The organism is Mucilaginibacter aquatilis (genome assembly GCF_009755275.1).
GTDB lineage: Bacteria > Bacteroidota > Bacteroidia > Sphingobacteriales > Sphingobacteriaceae > Mucilaginibacter > Mucilaginibacter aquatilis.
The window spans coordinates 321,118-334,610 of the sequence record NZ_WQLA01000005.1; the positions used below are offsets into that span (position 1 = coordinate 321,118).

Genomic DNA, 13,493 nt, shown 5'->3' on the forward strand with positions numbered 1-13,493 from the left:
GCCGCTTTGGTTTGCGGCTTTTGCTATTTTTATGCGTTTACGGTTAAACTACTTGTTTCGGCAGCACGATCAACCTTTTTAACCAGTCCCTGCAATACATTGCCGGGTCCAACCTCTGTAAAGGAGGTGGCTCCATCTTCAAGCATATGCTTTACAGTTTGCGTCCAGCGCACAGCACCGGTAAGCTGGGCAATTAAATTGCGTTTAATAGCTTCAGGATCGGTGTAAGGCTTGGCATCAATGTTTTGGTAAATTGGGCAAACAGGTGCTTTAATATCAGTGTTCACAATAGCATGTTCCAGCTCAACACGGGCCGATTCCATTAATGGTGAGTGGAATGCACCACCTACATTTAATACCAAGGCGCGTTTAGCACCGGCAGCCTTAAGCTTTTCACAAGCCAGCTCAATACCGGCAATAGTTCCTGATATTACCAGTTGCCCGGGGCAGTTGTAGTTAGCAGGAACCACTATATCACTTACCTGCTGACAAACGTCTTCAACGGTAAAATCATCTAAACCTAATACTGCAGCCATAGTTGATGGCTGTAGTTCGCAAGCCTTTTGCATGGCATTGGCACGTGCGGCAACCAATTTTAAGCCATCTTCAAATGATAAAGCGCCGGCAGCAACCAAGGCCGAAAACTCACCCAATGAATGACCGGCAACCATTTCAGGCTTAAAGCCGTCTCCAGAAACTTTAGCCAGTATAACCGAGTGTAAGAAAATAGCCGGCTGGGTTACGTTAGTTCGCTTAAGGTCTTCATCAGTACCGCTGAACATTAAATCGGTTATGCGGAAACCTAATATTTCGTTAGCCTGCTCAAATAATTGGCGAGCTTGTTCATGGTTGTCGTAAAGATCTTTACCCATGCCCACAAACTGGGCGCCCTGACCAGGGAAAATATATGCTTTCAAATTAATGAGTGATTTTAGTAAATGTTTGAATGAGTGATTCTCTTGTCTTGACTCGTGATTCTTGAATTTATATTCTGTATTTATGACAGTTTACTTGCTATCAAATCCAAAAACTCCGTACGGGTTTTGTCTTTATAAAATTCACCGCTAAAGGCAGATGTGGTAGTTACCGAGTTTTGCTTTTGTACACCGCGCATACTCATGCACAGGTGACGGCATTCAATAACCACACCTACGCCCAGTGGGTTAAGCGTTTGCTGTATACAATCGCGTATTTCGTTGGTTAAGCGCTCCTGTACTTGTAGACGGCGCGCAAATACATCAACTATACGCGGAATTTTGCTCAAACCTACCACGTGCCCGTTGGGGATGTAAGCTACGTGTGCTTTGCCAAAAAACGGCAGCATGTGATGCTCACACATCGAGTATACCTCAATATCTTTTACCACTACCATTTGGCTGTATTCCTCCTTAAACATGGCCGATTTCAGTATCTCTTCCGCATTAAGGTCATACCCATGTGTTAAAAAGAGCATGGCCTTAGCCACACGCTCAGGAGTTTTAAGTAAGCCTTCGCGGTTAGGGTCTTCACCAATTTGGGTAAGCACGTTATGGTAACTGGCCGAAAGGTTTTCAATCAGTTCGGGGTTGTAGCGGTCTATTTTTTTGTAACCGTCAATGCCGGCATCGCGGTTTGGAAGGTTGTCGTCGTCGTCGTCAAACATTGGAGTAGGATTATTAATTGCCAAAGTACTCGGCGCTGTTGTTTTCGGTTTCGGCTAAACGTACGGAGTGTAAAAACACGCCCGGGTAAGCTTCAATGGGTTCTTTAAGCTGGTTAAAAATCTCAATGCAAAGTATCTCGGTAGAGGCCATTTTGCCTTCCATAAAATCAACATCTTTGTTGAGGTTTTTATGGTCGAGCTTTTCAATTACACGGTCATTAATAATTTGTTTCAGCTCTTTCAGGTCCATTAAATAACCGGTTTCGTAGCTTATTTCGCCCTTTACGGTTACGTAAAGGTTGTAGTTGTGGCCGTGCCAGTTAGGGTTGGCGCATTTGCCAAACACTTCCTGGTTTTTTTCTGCGCTCCACTCCTCGCGGTACATTCGGTGTGCAGCATTAAAATGCTCTCTGCGCGTTATATGTATCATCATAACAATATTGGGTCAAATATACAAAACAAAAACAGGCAAGTTGTTTTATCTTAGCCAGTATGAATATATTGGTAGTTGCAGCAACCCGTGAGGAAATTAGTGGCGTAATTTCGGGATTCGGAGGTCCGATATTAGATTCGGGAGCCGCTAACGGTTTTACGGGCGATACTACCAAGCAAAATAATTCCGAAATCGAACATTCGAAACCCGAAATCTTAATCACCGGCGTAGGCATGACCGCTACTGCATTTGCGCTGGGCAGGCATTTGGCTACCAACCAGTACGACCTGGCCATTAACCTTGGCATTGCCGGTAGTTTTGACCGTAATATTGCCTTAGGAAATGTAGTTGAGGTTGTGGAAGACGCGTTTACAGAACTGGGTGCCGAAGACGATAGCCGCTTTATAACGCTCGACCAGTTAGGTTTTGGGCGTACAATTTATAAAACTGCCGCCCGTGTTACCAATTATATGCCCGGGCAAAACCTATGGCAGGTAACCGCCGCCACGGTAAATACCGTGCACGGCGAAGAAGCTTCGATAGCCAAGCTGCATCAGCGCACAGCACCTCAACTGGAAAGTATGGAGGGAGCTGCTTTTTTTTATGCCTGCGAGCAGGCGGGCGTACCGGCGCTGCAAATCAGGGCAGTGTCAAATTATGTGGAGAAACGCAATCGCGAGGCCTGGAAGATTGGGTTAGCCGTTAAAAATCTGAATACATTTGCTGCGGAGTTTTTACGGGCTGTTGGAAAATTGTAAGTATTTCGTTTACCCTATCCAATAATTAATAACCCAATAACTAACGACTGACTACTATGAAACTAACTCTTGGCTTTTCGCCATGCCCTAATGATACGTTTATTTTTGATGCCCTTATTCATCATAAAATTGATACCGAAGGTTTAGAGTTTGAGGTGTTTTACGATGATGTAGAAACCCTTAACCAAAAAGCCATGCGCGGTGAGCTGGATATTACCAAGTTGAGCTACCATGCTTTTGCCTACGTAGCCAACCAATATGTGCTGTTAGATGCGGGTAGTGCGCTGGGCTTTGGTGTAGGACCTATGCTGATTTGCAAAGGCGACCCGGAAGAACTTCAAGCAAGACTTACTATTGATCATTCTCCGCTTACCATTGGCATTCCCGGAAAGTACACCACTGCCAACTTCCTGTTAAGCCTGGCATTCCCTGAAGCTACCAACAAACAGGAGCTGGTGTTTTCGGACATTGAAAATGCCTTGCTTGAAGACCGCATTGATGTGGGTTTGATCATCCACGAAAACCGGTTTACTTACCAGGATAAAGGCTTGAAAAAAATACTCGACCTGGGCGACTACTGGGAAAAAGAAACCGGTTGCGCTATTCCGTTAGGAGGTATTGTGGCCAACCGCAATTTGCCCGCCGATGTGCAGCACAAGGTAAACCGGGTATTGCGCCGGTCGGTTGAATTTGCTTTTGCTAATCCTAAATCGGGACTAGAATTTATTCGTTCACACGCCCAGGAAATGAGCGAAGAAGTGATGTATAAACATATTGAGCTGTATGTTAATAAATACTCGGTTGATTTAGGTGAAGAAGGCAAGAAGGCAATACAACTGATGTTTGATACAGCTCATGAAAAAAACATTATACCTCCAATTGCCGAAAGCCTTTTCTTGAATAATTAACTACCTTCTTACGTGGGTATCTATTGCTGCGCTAAAATTGATATAAACCGTAGCATTCAATCACTAATTTTTAAAATAACACACCATGGGACAACTTATAGATGATTTTAATAACTATCGTACTAAAATGAACGATAGGATTATGGAATCGGCTAATACCAATATCAAACGCTTTTTTGCCTTAGATACAACCACTTACGCCGACGGCGCTTTAGATGTTAAAACCAAGGAAATGCTCGGCCTGGTTGCCAGCATGGTACTCCGTTGCGACGATTGCATTAAATATCATTTAGGCAAATGTCATGAGGCTGGTGTAAACCATGCCGAAATGAATGAAATATTCATGATAGCAAACCTGGTTGGCGGCTCTATTGTAATACCGCACTACCGCCGTGCAGTTGAGTATTGGGATGAGTTGAATGCACAGTAGTTATACTACTTTTTCTTAAACTCATAAGGTGTGAGCTCAACAAAATCGGCCACCTTTACTTGCACCCCCACTACCTTATTACCCTGAACGGTAAACGGAAAAACGCTGCGACCAAATTCCGGGTCAGAGAAGGTGGCGAAAAATCGGTTACCGCCTAGTGGCTGCAGCCTTGCAAATAACTTAGGGTGATGCTCAAAGCGAACTTCCAAATCGCTCACAGCATCACCTTTACTTATGGTAATGTTACCGTAAAGATCATTAGTGTATTTGCCGGTGTACTCACCTATACTCAGAGCCGGGCGCAAATTCAATAGTGTACTGTCTCTCCAACTTTTTTCGCGTTGTAAAATGCGTTGCTGATAAGCCTTTGTTTCGGTCAGGGCCGCATCAGCATGGCTACGGAACGGCTGTTTGATGTACGCATCAATAATATCAAGGTTTAGGGTTTCTATAAGGTTATTTTGATCGTTGTTAGTTAAAATAACTATCCCTAGGTTTTGATCGGGCACCAGTGTAACTGATGATACATAACCATTTACCCCACCCGTATGCATTACCACACGATGACCTTTATAGCCCTGTAAAAACCATCCCAGTCCGTAAGCGCTAAAGCCGCCGTCTTCACCGCCGCCTACCAAAATTTGCGGCTGCCGTGTGGCGCGTATTGCTGCTGCCGGTATTACCTCGCGCTGTCCGGTTTTGCCATTGGCCAGCAAGGCCAGCAACCATTTGCACATATCATTGGCCGATGAGCTTATACTACCGGCAGGTGCCAGGTTATCAATTTGCGGGTATGGAATGGCAGCCAGCCGGCCATCAATAAAAGTATGTGCGGCGGCTTTGTTAAAAGATGTTGATAAATCTTTTGATAACGCAACCGTGCTACTCATTCCCAGGGGTGCAAAAATTGTTTCCTTTATGTACTGCTCCCATTTCTTTTTAGTAATACGCTCTATCGCTTCTCCGGCTGTTAAAAAGGCTGCATTGGTATAGCCCCAGCGGCTTCTAAACGGATAGAGTGGCTTTACATGGCTCATTTTTTCAATTACCTGTTCGCGAGTTAAGTCGCTTGTCCAGTAAGTAAAATCACCCTGAAAAGTACCAAACCCTATACGGTGGCTAAGTAAATCGCGCAGGGTAACCATGTTGGTTATCTCTTTACTTTCCAATTTAAATTCCGGAACGTATTTAGTAACCCTGTCATCCAATGAAACTTTACCTTGCGCCTGCAGCGTAGCCAGCGCTGTAGCAGTAAAAGCCTTAGTGTTGCTACCAATCATAAAAAGCGTATTTTCATCTACTTTGGCAGCTACGCCCAACTCTTTAATTCCATACCCTTTGCGTAGTATTATACGTCCGTCTTTAACAATACAAACCGCAGCACCAGGTACACGCCAGTTGGTGAGCGATTTACTGATGAGGTTATCAAGACTATCTGTAATAAATTTGTTGCGGTTAGCATTTTGCGCTTCAGCACCAAGGCAAAAAAGGCTGGTAACAAGTAGTAATGAGAGTTTTTTCATGATCAGGACAGCCGCAATAATTGATTAAAATATTAATTTAACGCAATTTTTATAGCAGCATTATTTACGCTGCTAAGGTATTTCAAAATTTGATATAGTATGAACATGAAATTTCGCCGCCCGGTTTTAAGTACGTTGCTGATAGTTTTGGCAACGCTTATAAATTATGCGGCTAAAGCTCAGGGCGGATTGCAGTGGGCTAAAGATGGTTACCATTATTACAGCATTCAAAACGGCGAAATTGTTGAGCTCGACATCAGGGCTGCCGATCAAAAAAATGTGATAGTAACCCAGCAGGCGTTAACGCCCGCAGGTAAAGCAGCCATAAGGGTACGCCGTTTCTCGTTTTCTGACGACAGGCGAAAAGTGCTTATTAATACCAACACCAAACGCGTTTGGCGTCAGGATACCCGGGGCGATTATTGGGTATATGACATTAGCAGCAAAAAGCTTACTCAAATAGGCAAATCGCGCCCGCAATCATCACTTATGTTTGCCAAAATATCACCCGATGGTACCAAGGCCGCTTATGTAAGCGAGCATAACGTTTACGTTGAAGATTTAAACAACGGAGCAATAAAGGCATTAACCAGTGATGGCACCAAGCGTTTAATCAACGGAACATTTGACTGGGCTTACGAAGAAGAGTTTGATTGCCGCGATGGTTTCCGCTGGTCGCCAGATAGCCGTAGCATTGCCTATTGGCAAATTGACGCCACCAAAATACGCAACTACCTGATGCTTAACACAACCGATTCTACCTACTCTTACACCGTACCTGTAGAGTACCCCGTAGCTGGCACCGATCCAAGCTCATGCAAAATTAAGGTGGTTAGTGTAGCCGATGGCAAAACAGTTGATGTTAACGTTCCGGGCGATGCCATACAGCACTACATTCCGCGTATGGAGTGGGCCGGAAACAGCAACGAACTTATTATACAACAGCTTAACCGCGCTCAAAACGAAAGCAAAATATTTTTATGCCCGGTAAACGGCTCGGCTTCAAAAGCTATATACACCGAAACTGACAAGGCTTGGGTAGATGCAAAAGCTGCCCCCGAAGGCTGGGACTGGGTTGAGAAAGGCAAAAAATTTATTTGGCTGAGCGAAAAAGACGGCTGGCGCCATGCTTACAGCATTGACCGCCAGGGTAAAGAAAAACTATTAACTCCGGGCAAATATGATGTAATAAGCTTGAACCTTATTGATGAAGCCAATGGCTTTATTTATTTTATGGCTTCGCCTGATAATGCTACACAAAAGTATTTATACCGCATAAAGTTAAGCGGTGGTGCACCTCAACGTGTTTCACCCGCCAATCAGCCGGGCACACACCGTTATGATATTGCACCTAACGGCCTGGTGGCTATTCACTCATTTAATAACAGTTTTACCGCACCGGTGCGTGAAACCATTGGTCTTCCTGCGCATAAGCCGCTTGATGGTAAACCTACTGCCATTAACGTTAACGCCGCTGCTGCTGTAAATAAACCCGAATTTTTTAAGGTAACAACAGCCGATGGCATTACTATGGATGGATGGATGAAAAAGCCAACCAACTTTGATGCTACTAAAAAATATCCTATTGTATTTTACGTTTATGGCGAACCTGCCTCACAAACAGCAGCTGATACTTATGGCGCCGGAATGAACTTTGAGTATGCCGGTAACATGGCCGATGATGGTTACATTTACGTATCAATGGATAACCGCGGCGCGCCGGTAGCCAAAGGCAGGGAATGGCGCAAAGCTATTTACCGCAGTATTGGTACATTAAACGTAAGAGACCAGGCTATGGCGGCTAAGGAGTTATTTAAAAAGCATAGCTTTATTGATACCTCGCGCGTAGCTGTTTGGGGATGGAGCGGTGGCGGTTCATCAACGCTTAACCTTATGTTTCAATACCCTGATGTTTATAAAACAGGCATAGCGGTTGCCGCTGTGGGTAACCAGTTAACGTATGATAATATTTATCAGGAACGTTATATGGGCGTGCCTATAAACGATGAAGCACGTTCATACTTTGTAAAAGGATCGCCGGTTACACACGCAAAAAACCTGCGCGGAAACCTGCTTTATATACACGGCACCGGCGATGATAACGTACATTACAACAATGCCGAGCAACTGATAAACGAGCTGGTAAAGTATAACAAGCAATTCCAGCTAATGTCATACCCTAACCGTACGCACGGCATATCTGAAGGTTTAGGAACCAGCCAGCATTTAAGCACGCTGTATACTAAATTTTTAAAGGAGCATTGCCCTCCGGGTGGCAGATAGTTCGTACTATTTAACTTTTATAAAAAGAGGGTTCAATTATATAATTGAACCCTCTTTTATTTTAATAAACTTATTTATGCTTACTTCCCATAAAGAAGGTTAGTTCTCCCCCGTTCATAATATCGGCATGTTTAATGCTCAGGCCTTCCAGCGGTTTACCATTAAGAAGCACCTTTTGCACATAAACATTTTTATCACTTTGATTTTTTGCCGTAACGGTAAAAGTTTTGCCGCCCGGCAGTTTAACCGTGGCTGCATGTATAGCCGGGCTGCCTAAAGCATACTCATCACTGCCTGGCGCTACAGGATAAAAGCCAAGGTTGGTAAAAATAAACCAGGCGCTCATTTGGCCGGTATCATCATTGCCGCCCAGTCCATCAGGTGTTGGCTTGTACATTTTAGGGAGTATCATGCGCACCCGCTCCTGTGTTTTCCATGGCTGGTTAGTCCAGTTGTACAGGTAAGCTACATGGTGAGATGGTTCGTTGCCGTGCACGTAGTTTCCAATTATACCATCGCGCGTTATGTCTTCAGTTTCTTCAAAAAACTTATCAGGCAGGTGCATGGTGAACAACGAATCGAGGTAAGGTATAACGCGCTTGTTGCCTCCCATAATTTCTATAAGCCCTTTAGGATCATGTGGGGCAAACAGCGTGTAATTCCAGGCATTGCCTTCAATAAAGCCCTGCCCTATGGTGGTTAGCGCATCAAACTTTGGCCTGAAGCTGCCATCGGCCAATCGAGGGCGCATAAAGCCCGAAGCCTTGTCATACACGTTACGGTAGTTTTGTGCACGCTTGCTAAACTCCTCGTAGATATCCTGTTTGCCCAACTTTTTAGCCAGTTGTGCAATACACCAATCATCATAGGCATATTCCAGTGTGCTTGATACCGATACGCCGTTACGTTCATCGGGTATGTAACCTTTATCTATATAATAACCAATTCCTTCGTAATCGCGCTTGCGAGCAGTGGTAACGCAGGCTTCCAGTGCCTTATTAGCGTCAATACCGGCAGCATTGCCTTTAACAATAGCATCGGCCACTACTGATACGCTGTGATAGCCCGACATGCACCAGTTTTCGTTACCCGAATTTGACCATACCGGCAACATATGCTCCGGACTTTGATCAAAATGAGCCAGCATTGATTTCACCATATCGTTATTACGCTGCGGATTAATGATGTTAAACAGCGGATGCAAAGCACGATAAGTATCCCACAACGAAAACGTGGTGTAATTGGTAAAGCCATTAGCCTTATGCACGTTCTGATCCAAACCTTTATACTGCCCATCGGCATCCATGTAAATGGTAGGGTTTATGAGCGTATGGTAAACGGCAGTGTAAAAGTTTTCTTTAACCGCTTTGCTTGGAGTTTGGATTACAATTTTTTGTAATTCACTCTCCCATTGTTGCTGTGCAGCAGCTCTTACCTTATCAAAATTCCATCCAGGCACTTCAGCCTGCATATTATCAATTGCTCCCTGCATGCTCACGGGCGATAAGGCCATTTTAATTTTCACCTTCTCGCCATCAGTAGTCTTGAAGTCGAAATAAGCCTTTATGCGCTGACCAGCAATCTCAGGGAAGTTTTTGTTTTGATTGAATTTGCCCCAAAACCCGCGATAAACCTGCCGGGTTGATTCATTACGAAAACCATGCGATGTAATTGGTTTTGAAAAACGCATGGCAAAATATAGCACCCGGTTTTTTGCCCAGCCATTGGTTTGCCGAAAGCCTATAACCAATGTATCGTTCACTACCCTAACGTACGTCCATACGTTTTTATCAGGATAATTATATATACCGGCCGTTAAATCAAGCACAATGTGTGCATCGTCAGCCTTCGGAAATGTGTATTGATGAAAACCAACGCGGGTGCTGGCAGTCATTTCAGCTGTGATATTATAATCACCAAGTTTGGCCTTGTAGTAACCAGCCTCGCTTACTTCATTCTGGTGCGAAAAGCGCGAACGGTAACCACTGCCCGGCTTATCGGCAGTGCCTGGATTGAGCTTCAAGGCACCTACGGTTGGCATAATTAAAAAATCACCTAAATCTGAGTGGCCGGTACCACTAAAATGCGTATGGCTGAAACCTGTTATGGTTTTGTCTTCATACTGGTAACCGGCACAATACTCATAAACCCGAGGATTGTACTTGCCATTCAACTCATAACTAATACTATCAGTTTCGGGGCTTAACTGTACCATTCCAAACGGAACAGTTGCACCCGGATAAGTATGCCCCATGCGCTGTGTACCAATAATTGGTTTAACGTAGCTCACCAGTTTTGGGCCCGTTTGTTTTTGACCACAAACCACCAGCGAGCCAAACGTTAGTAGTATAAACGGCAGATAACTTTTTTTCACTTTTTGCAGATTTATAAATAGTTGATTCGAAACATAATTGCCATATTGGCATTACAACATTATAGCTGTAACAACGGTACAGCATTTGTAATCTAACTACCAAAGTTCAACTTTAATCAAAAATTAAGAAGAAAAACATGAAAAAATTATTTTCAGCCATATTGCTTATCATGGCGGCCATGTCAATGAGTTCGTGCGGCTATAACAGCATTGTAAAAATGGACGAAGATACCAAAGCTAAATGGGGTGCTGTACAAAGCCAGTATCAACGCCGCGCCGATTTGATACCCAACCTTGTATCTACCGTTAAGGGTGTGGCTAACTTTGAAAAAAGTACACTTACAGAGGTTGCAGAGGCCCGCGCCAAAGCAACATCGGTACAGGTTGATGCTTCAAAATTAACCCCGGAAACTGTACAAAAATATCAGCAGGCACAAGGCGAACTAAGCACAGCTTTAGGCCGCTTATTAAGCGTAACTGAGAACTACCCAACATTGCGTGCAAACGAAAACTTTACCGCATTGCAAGGCCAGTTAGAAGGAACTGAAAACCGCATAAGTGTAGCCCGTATGGATTTCAATAGTTCGGTACAGGCCTATAACGGAAAAATACGTTCATTCCCCAATAACCTTACTGCAAAAATGTTTGGCTTTACGCCAAAAGGTTATTTTGAGGCCGATGCTACTGCTCAAAAAGCTCCCAAGGTTGAGTTTTAATTTTTAGTAAGTTCGGCTTATAGAGGGTTTTATTTCGCCAATAAAGGATTATGCTTTTACTAACAATTAAGCAAGTAAAACTTGATCCTTTATTGGCGAAACCTTACCAAAGCCATTGAAATTACTTCAATAACCGGTGAAAATCATCATACAACAATGAAGTTTAACGACGAAGAACAGCAGAAAATAAGGCAGGCCATTGAGCGTGCCGAGCAATACACTTCAGGAGAGATCAGGATATGCGTTGAAAAGTCGTGCAAGGAGGAAAATCCGATAGATAGAGCGGCAACCTACTTTTACAAGCTTGAAATGGATAAAACCAAGCTGCGTAACGGAGTGCTTATTTACATTGCTACCGCCGACCATAAATTTGCCATTATTGGCGATGAAGGTATAAACAAACTGGTTCCGCCCGACTTTTGGGATAAGACAAAAGAAAGCATGCTTCGCTATTTTAAAGAGGGCGATTTACTGCAAGGTATTATTATAGGCATTGAATATGCCGGCAAACAACTACAGCGCTACTTTCCAACTAACGCAGGTGATAAGAATGAACTGTCTGACGATATTGTGTTTATAGACGGTGACTAATCAGATTTAGAAGATGCTAAAAAAATCATTGTTGCTACTCCATTTACTGCTTATAGGGCTAATGGTTTCGGCACAAAAATTTCCGCCACGTTCAACCACTCTGGTTACCGATTATACCAACTCCCTTTCGGCTGATGATAAGCAGCGGCTGGAAAACAAACTGGTTGCGTTCAACGATTCTACCTCAACACAGGTGGCCGTTGTGCTCATTAAATCGGTTGGTGATTATGATATTGCCCAGTACGGAACCCTGCTTATACGCGAATGGGGTATTGGCCAAAAAGATAAGGACAACGGAGTACTTGTTTTAGCAGCTATAAACGACCGGAAAATTACTATTCAAACCGGTTATGGCGTTGAAGGTGCGTTGACTGACGCCGCAACCCAACAAATTATACAACAAAACATTAAGCCTAATTTTAAGGCCGGAAACTATTATAAAGGCCTTGATGAAGCTACCGATGAAATAATTAAGTACACCAAAGGCGAATACAAAGCCGACAAAAAACCTGCCGACAGACCTCGTAAGAACAAGAAAGACGGTGGTGGCTCAACAGCTATCATCATCATTGTTGCTATTGTAATTTACTTAATATTCCGTAACAAAGGTGGCGGCGGAGGCGGACAGGTTATTGGCCGTCGTGGCGGCGCAAGTCCGTTTTGGTGGTTTTTAGCCGGCAACATGCTTGGTGGCGGAGGCCGCGGTAGTGGCTGGGGTGGCGGCAGCTCTGGCGGTGGCTGGGGTGGCGGCAGCTCTGGCGGTGGCTGGGGCGGCGGTAGCTCCGGAGGAGGTTTTGGCGGCTTTGGTGGCGGCAGTTCAGGTGGCGGAGGCAGCAGTGGCAGCTGGTAAAATTTAAGATATGTATCGTAAAGATTATTTTTTGAACGAAACTCAGCGTCTGGCTCAAATAATAGCCAGGTTATTGGGGCTAAAAGATAAAGCCGAAAGCAGGGAAGAGCTTCAACAAGTTTATAACCATACGCTTGCTACCGAGTTTAGTATAACTGAAAAAGAATTGCTTGAGCTTTCTTTAGAAGACTTTAAGGCATGGCTTACCAACCAAAACTTCAGTGCAGTTAAATTAGATACTCTTGCACAAGTTTTATACCTGCGTGCCGAGCCTGACGGTCACAATGAGCATGCGTCACTGCTTATGCAAAAAACAATTACTGTATATGATATGCTGGAACAGGAGCACCATCAGCAATCATTTGAAAATATTGGCAAGCGTGCAGCCATACAAAACTATTTGAAACAACATGGCGCCTGAACTTAAGTGGACGGTACTATCATCTGAATATATACACCGGGGGCCATGGGCTACGCTACGGACCGACAAGTGTCTTATGCCCGACGGACGTATTGTTCCTCAATACTATGTGCTTGAGTATCCTGATTGGGCTAACGCCGTAGCTATAACCGAGGATAACAAGATACTTATGGTAAGGCAATACCGTCATGCAGCAGGCGTAGTATCACTCGAGATACCCGGTGGTGTTGTTGAACCGGGCGAAGAGCCTATAACGGGCATGAAACGCGAGTTATTGGAAGAAACCGGTTACTCATTCAGTAGTATGGAACTGCTTTGTAAGCTTCATGCAAATCCTTCAACAGGCAACAACATTACTCATTGCTACATTGCACGCGGCGGTAAAAAAGTACAGAACCAGCACCTAGACGAGCAGGAACAAATTATAGTTGAAGAGTATACCATTGACGAAGTAAAGCAGCTTTTGGCCGAAAATAAAATAACACAGGCGCTGCATGTAAGCACGTTGTTTTATGCATTGATGAAGTTAGATGCCATTCAATGGTAAAACGGCTTACCATACTT

General features: G+C 44.1%; 14 protein-coding genes. 9 read left to right on the forward strand and 5 right to left on the reverse strand.

What is annotated here, in order from left to right; genetic code table 11:
* Positions 1–29: 29 nt before the first annotated feature.
* The 3 genes from fabD to GO816_RS14055 form a co-directional block, all read right to left on the reverse strand.
* Positions 30–917, reverse strand: a complete 888-nt coding sequence (gene fabD, locus GO816_RS14045) for an ACP S-malonyltransferase (protein ID WP_157542566.1) — start codon at positions 915–917, stop codon at positions 30–32.
* A gap of 80 nt (positions 918–997) precedes the next feature.
* Positions 998–1,642, reverse strand: a complete 645-nt coding sequence (folE, locus tag GO816_RS14050) for a GTP cyclohydrolase I FolE (protein ID WP_157542567.1) — start codon at positions 1,640–1,642, stop codon at positions 998–1,000.
* Positions 1,643–1,655: 13 nt separating this feature from the next.
* Entirely contained in the window at positions 1,656–2,072 is a 417-nt protein-coding gene (locus GO816_RS14055) for a 6-pyruvoyl trahydropterin synthase family protein (protein WP_157542635.1), read from the reverse strand.
* 62 nt (positions 2,073–2,134) lie between these two features.
* Here GO816_RS14055 and mqnB point away from each other — a divergent pair, with 62 nt between their 5' ends.
* From mqnB to GO816_RS14070, 3 genes are all read left to right on the forward strand, one after another.
* Complete coding sequence (gene mqnB, locus GO816_RS14060) at positions 2,135–2,833, forward strand: futalosine hydrolase (RefSeq protein ID WP_157542568.1); 699 nt, start codon at positions 2,135–2,137, stop codon at positions 2,831–2,833.
* 56 nt (positions 2,834–2,889) lie between these two features.
* The gene (locus GO816_RS14065) at positions 2,890–3,741 is read left to right on the forward strand and encodes a menaquinone biosynthesis family protein (RefSeq protein ID WP_157542569.1); all 852 of its coding nucleotides are present in this window, start codon (positions 2,890–2,892) and stop codon (positions 3,739–3,741) included.
* An 85-nt stretch (positions 3,742–3,826) separates the two neighbouring features.
* Positions 3,827–4,171 carry a carboxymuconolactone decarboxylase family protein gene (locus tag GO816_RS14070; RefSeq protein ID WP_157542570.1) on the forward strand — a complete coding sequence of 115 codons (345 nt, stop codon included), beginning with the start codon at positions 3,827–3,829 and terminating at the stop codon, positions 4,169–4,171.
* A gap of 5 nt (positions 4,172–4,176) precedes the next feature.
* On the opposite strand, the gene GO816_RS14075 is transcribed toward GO816_RS14070, so the two are convergent.
* Positions 4,177–5,694, reverse strand: coding sequence for a serine hydrolase (locus GO816_RS14075; RefSeq protein ID WP_157542571.1), 1,518 nt, complete (start codon positions 5,692–5,694; stop codon positions 4,177–4,179).
* Between the two features lie 105 nt (positions 5,695–5,799).
* On the opposite strand from GO816_RS14075, the gene GO816_RS14080 reads away from it, so the two are divergent.
* On the forward strand, positions 5,800–7,977 hold the full coding sequence (locus GO816_RS14080; protein WP_157542636.1) for a S9 family peptidase: 2,178 nt from the start codon (positions 5,800–5,802) through the stop codon (positions 7,975–7,977).
* Positions 7,978–8,047: 70 nt separating this feature from the next.
* Here the strand turns inward: GO816_RS14080 and GO816_RS14085 are convergent, their stop codons facing one another.
* Positions 8,048–10,351 (reverse strand): GH92 family glycosyl hydrolase, encoded by a 2,304-nt coding sequence (locus GO816_RS14085; protein ID WP_317163637.1) that lies wholly within the window; start codon positions 10,349–10,351, stop codon positions 8,048–8,050.
* A gap of 137 nt (positions 10,352–10,488) precedes the next feature.
* Here GO816_RS14085 and GO816_RS14090 point away from each other — a divergent pair, with 137 nt between their 5' ends.
* The 5 genes from GO816_RS14090 (at position 10,489) to GO816_RS14110 (ending at position 13,476) form a co-directional block, all read left to right on the forward strand.
* Positions 10,489–11,067, forward strand: coding sequence for a LemA family protein (locus GO816_RS14090; RefSeq protein WP_157542573.1), 579 nt, complete (start codon positions 10,489–10,491; stop codon positions 11,065–11,067).
* 156 nt (positions 11,068–11,223) lie between these two features.
* Positions 11,224–11,658: a TPM domain-containing protein gene (locus tag GO816_RS14095; protein ID WP_157542574.1), complete on the forward strand. Its 435-nt coding sequence runs from the start codon at positions 11,224–11,226 to the stop codon at positions 11,656–11,658.
* A gap of 13 nt (positions 11,659–11,671) precedes the next feature.
* Positions 11,672–12,508, forward strand: coding sequence for a TPM domain-containing protein (locus tag GO816_RS14100; protein WP_157542575.1), 837 nt, complete (start codon positions 11,672–11,674; stop codon positions 12,506–12,508).
* 10 nt (positions 12,509–12,518) lie between these two features.
* Positions 12,519–12,929, forward strand: coding sequence for a hypothetical protein (locus GO816_RS14105; protein WP_157542576.1), 411 nt, complete (start codon positions 12,519–12,521; stop codon positions 12,927–12,929).
* On the forward strand, positions 12,919–13,476 hold the full coding sequence (locus tag GO816_RS14110; RefSeq protein WP_157542577.1) for an NUDIX hydrolase: 558 nt from the start codon (positions 12,919–12,921) through the stop codon (positions 13,474–13,476). The genes GO816_RS14105 and GO816_RS14110 overlap by 11 nt, the downstream gene beginning before the upstream one ends.
* The last annotated feature ends 17 nt before the right edge of the window (positions 13,477–13,493 follow it).

Bases quoted from the DNA above. Each gene is read 5' to 3' on its own strand.
- folE (WP_157542567.1), bottom strand. From the start codon at position 1,642: ATGTTTGACGACGACGACGACAACCTTCCAAACCGCGATGCCGGCATT.
- GO816_RS14055 (WP_157542635.1), bottom strand. From the start codon at position 2,072: ATGATACATATAACGCGCAGAGAGCATTTTAATGCTGCACACCGAATG.
- mqnB (WP_157542568.1), top strand. From the start codon at position 2,135: ATGAATATATTGGTAGTTGCAGCAACCCGTGAGGAAATTAGTGGCGTA.
- GO816_RS14065 (WP_157542569.1), top strand. From the start codon at position 2,890: ATGAAACTAACTCTTGGCTTTTCGCCATGCCCTAATGATACGTTTATT.
- GO816_RS14070 (WP_157542570.1), top strand. From the start codon at position 3,827: ATGGGACAACTTATAGATGATTTTAATAACTATCGTACTAAAATGAAC.
- GO816_RS14075 (WP_157542571.1), bottom strand. From the start codon at position 5,694: ATGAAAAAACTCTCATTACTACTTGTTACCAGCCTTTTTTGCCTTGGT.
- GO816_RS14080 (WP_157542636.1), top strand. From the start codon at position 5,800: ATGAAATTTCGCCGCCCGGTTTTAAGTACGTTGCTGATAGTTTTGGCA.
- GO816_RS14090 (WP_157542573.1), top strand. From the start codon at position 10,489: ATGAAAAAATTATTTTCAGCCATATTGCTTATCATGGCGGCCATGTCA.
- GO816_RS14095 (WP_157542574.1), top strand. From the start codon at position 11,224: ATGAAGTTTAACGACGAAGAACAGCAGAAAATAAGGCAGGCCATTGAG.
- GO816_RS14100 (WP_157542575.1), top strand. From the start codon at position 11,672: ATGCTAAAAAAATCATTGTTGCTACTCCATTTACTGCTTATAGGGCTA.
- GO816_RS14105 (WP_157542576.1), top strand. From the start codon at position 12,519: ATGTATCGTAAAGATTATTTTTTGAACGAAACTCAGCGTCTGGCTCAA.
- GO816_RS14110 (WP_157542577.1), top strand. From the start codon at position 12,919: ATGGCGCCTGAACTTAAGTGGACGGTACTATCATCTGAATATATACAC.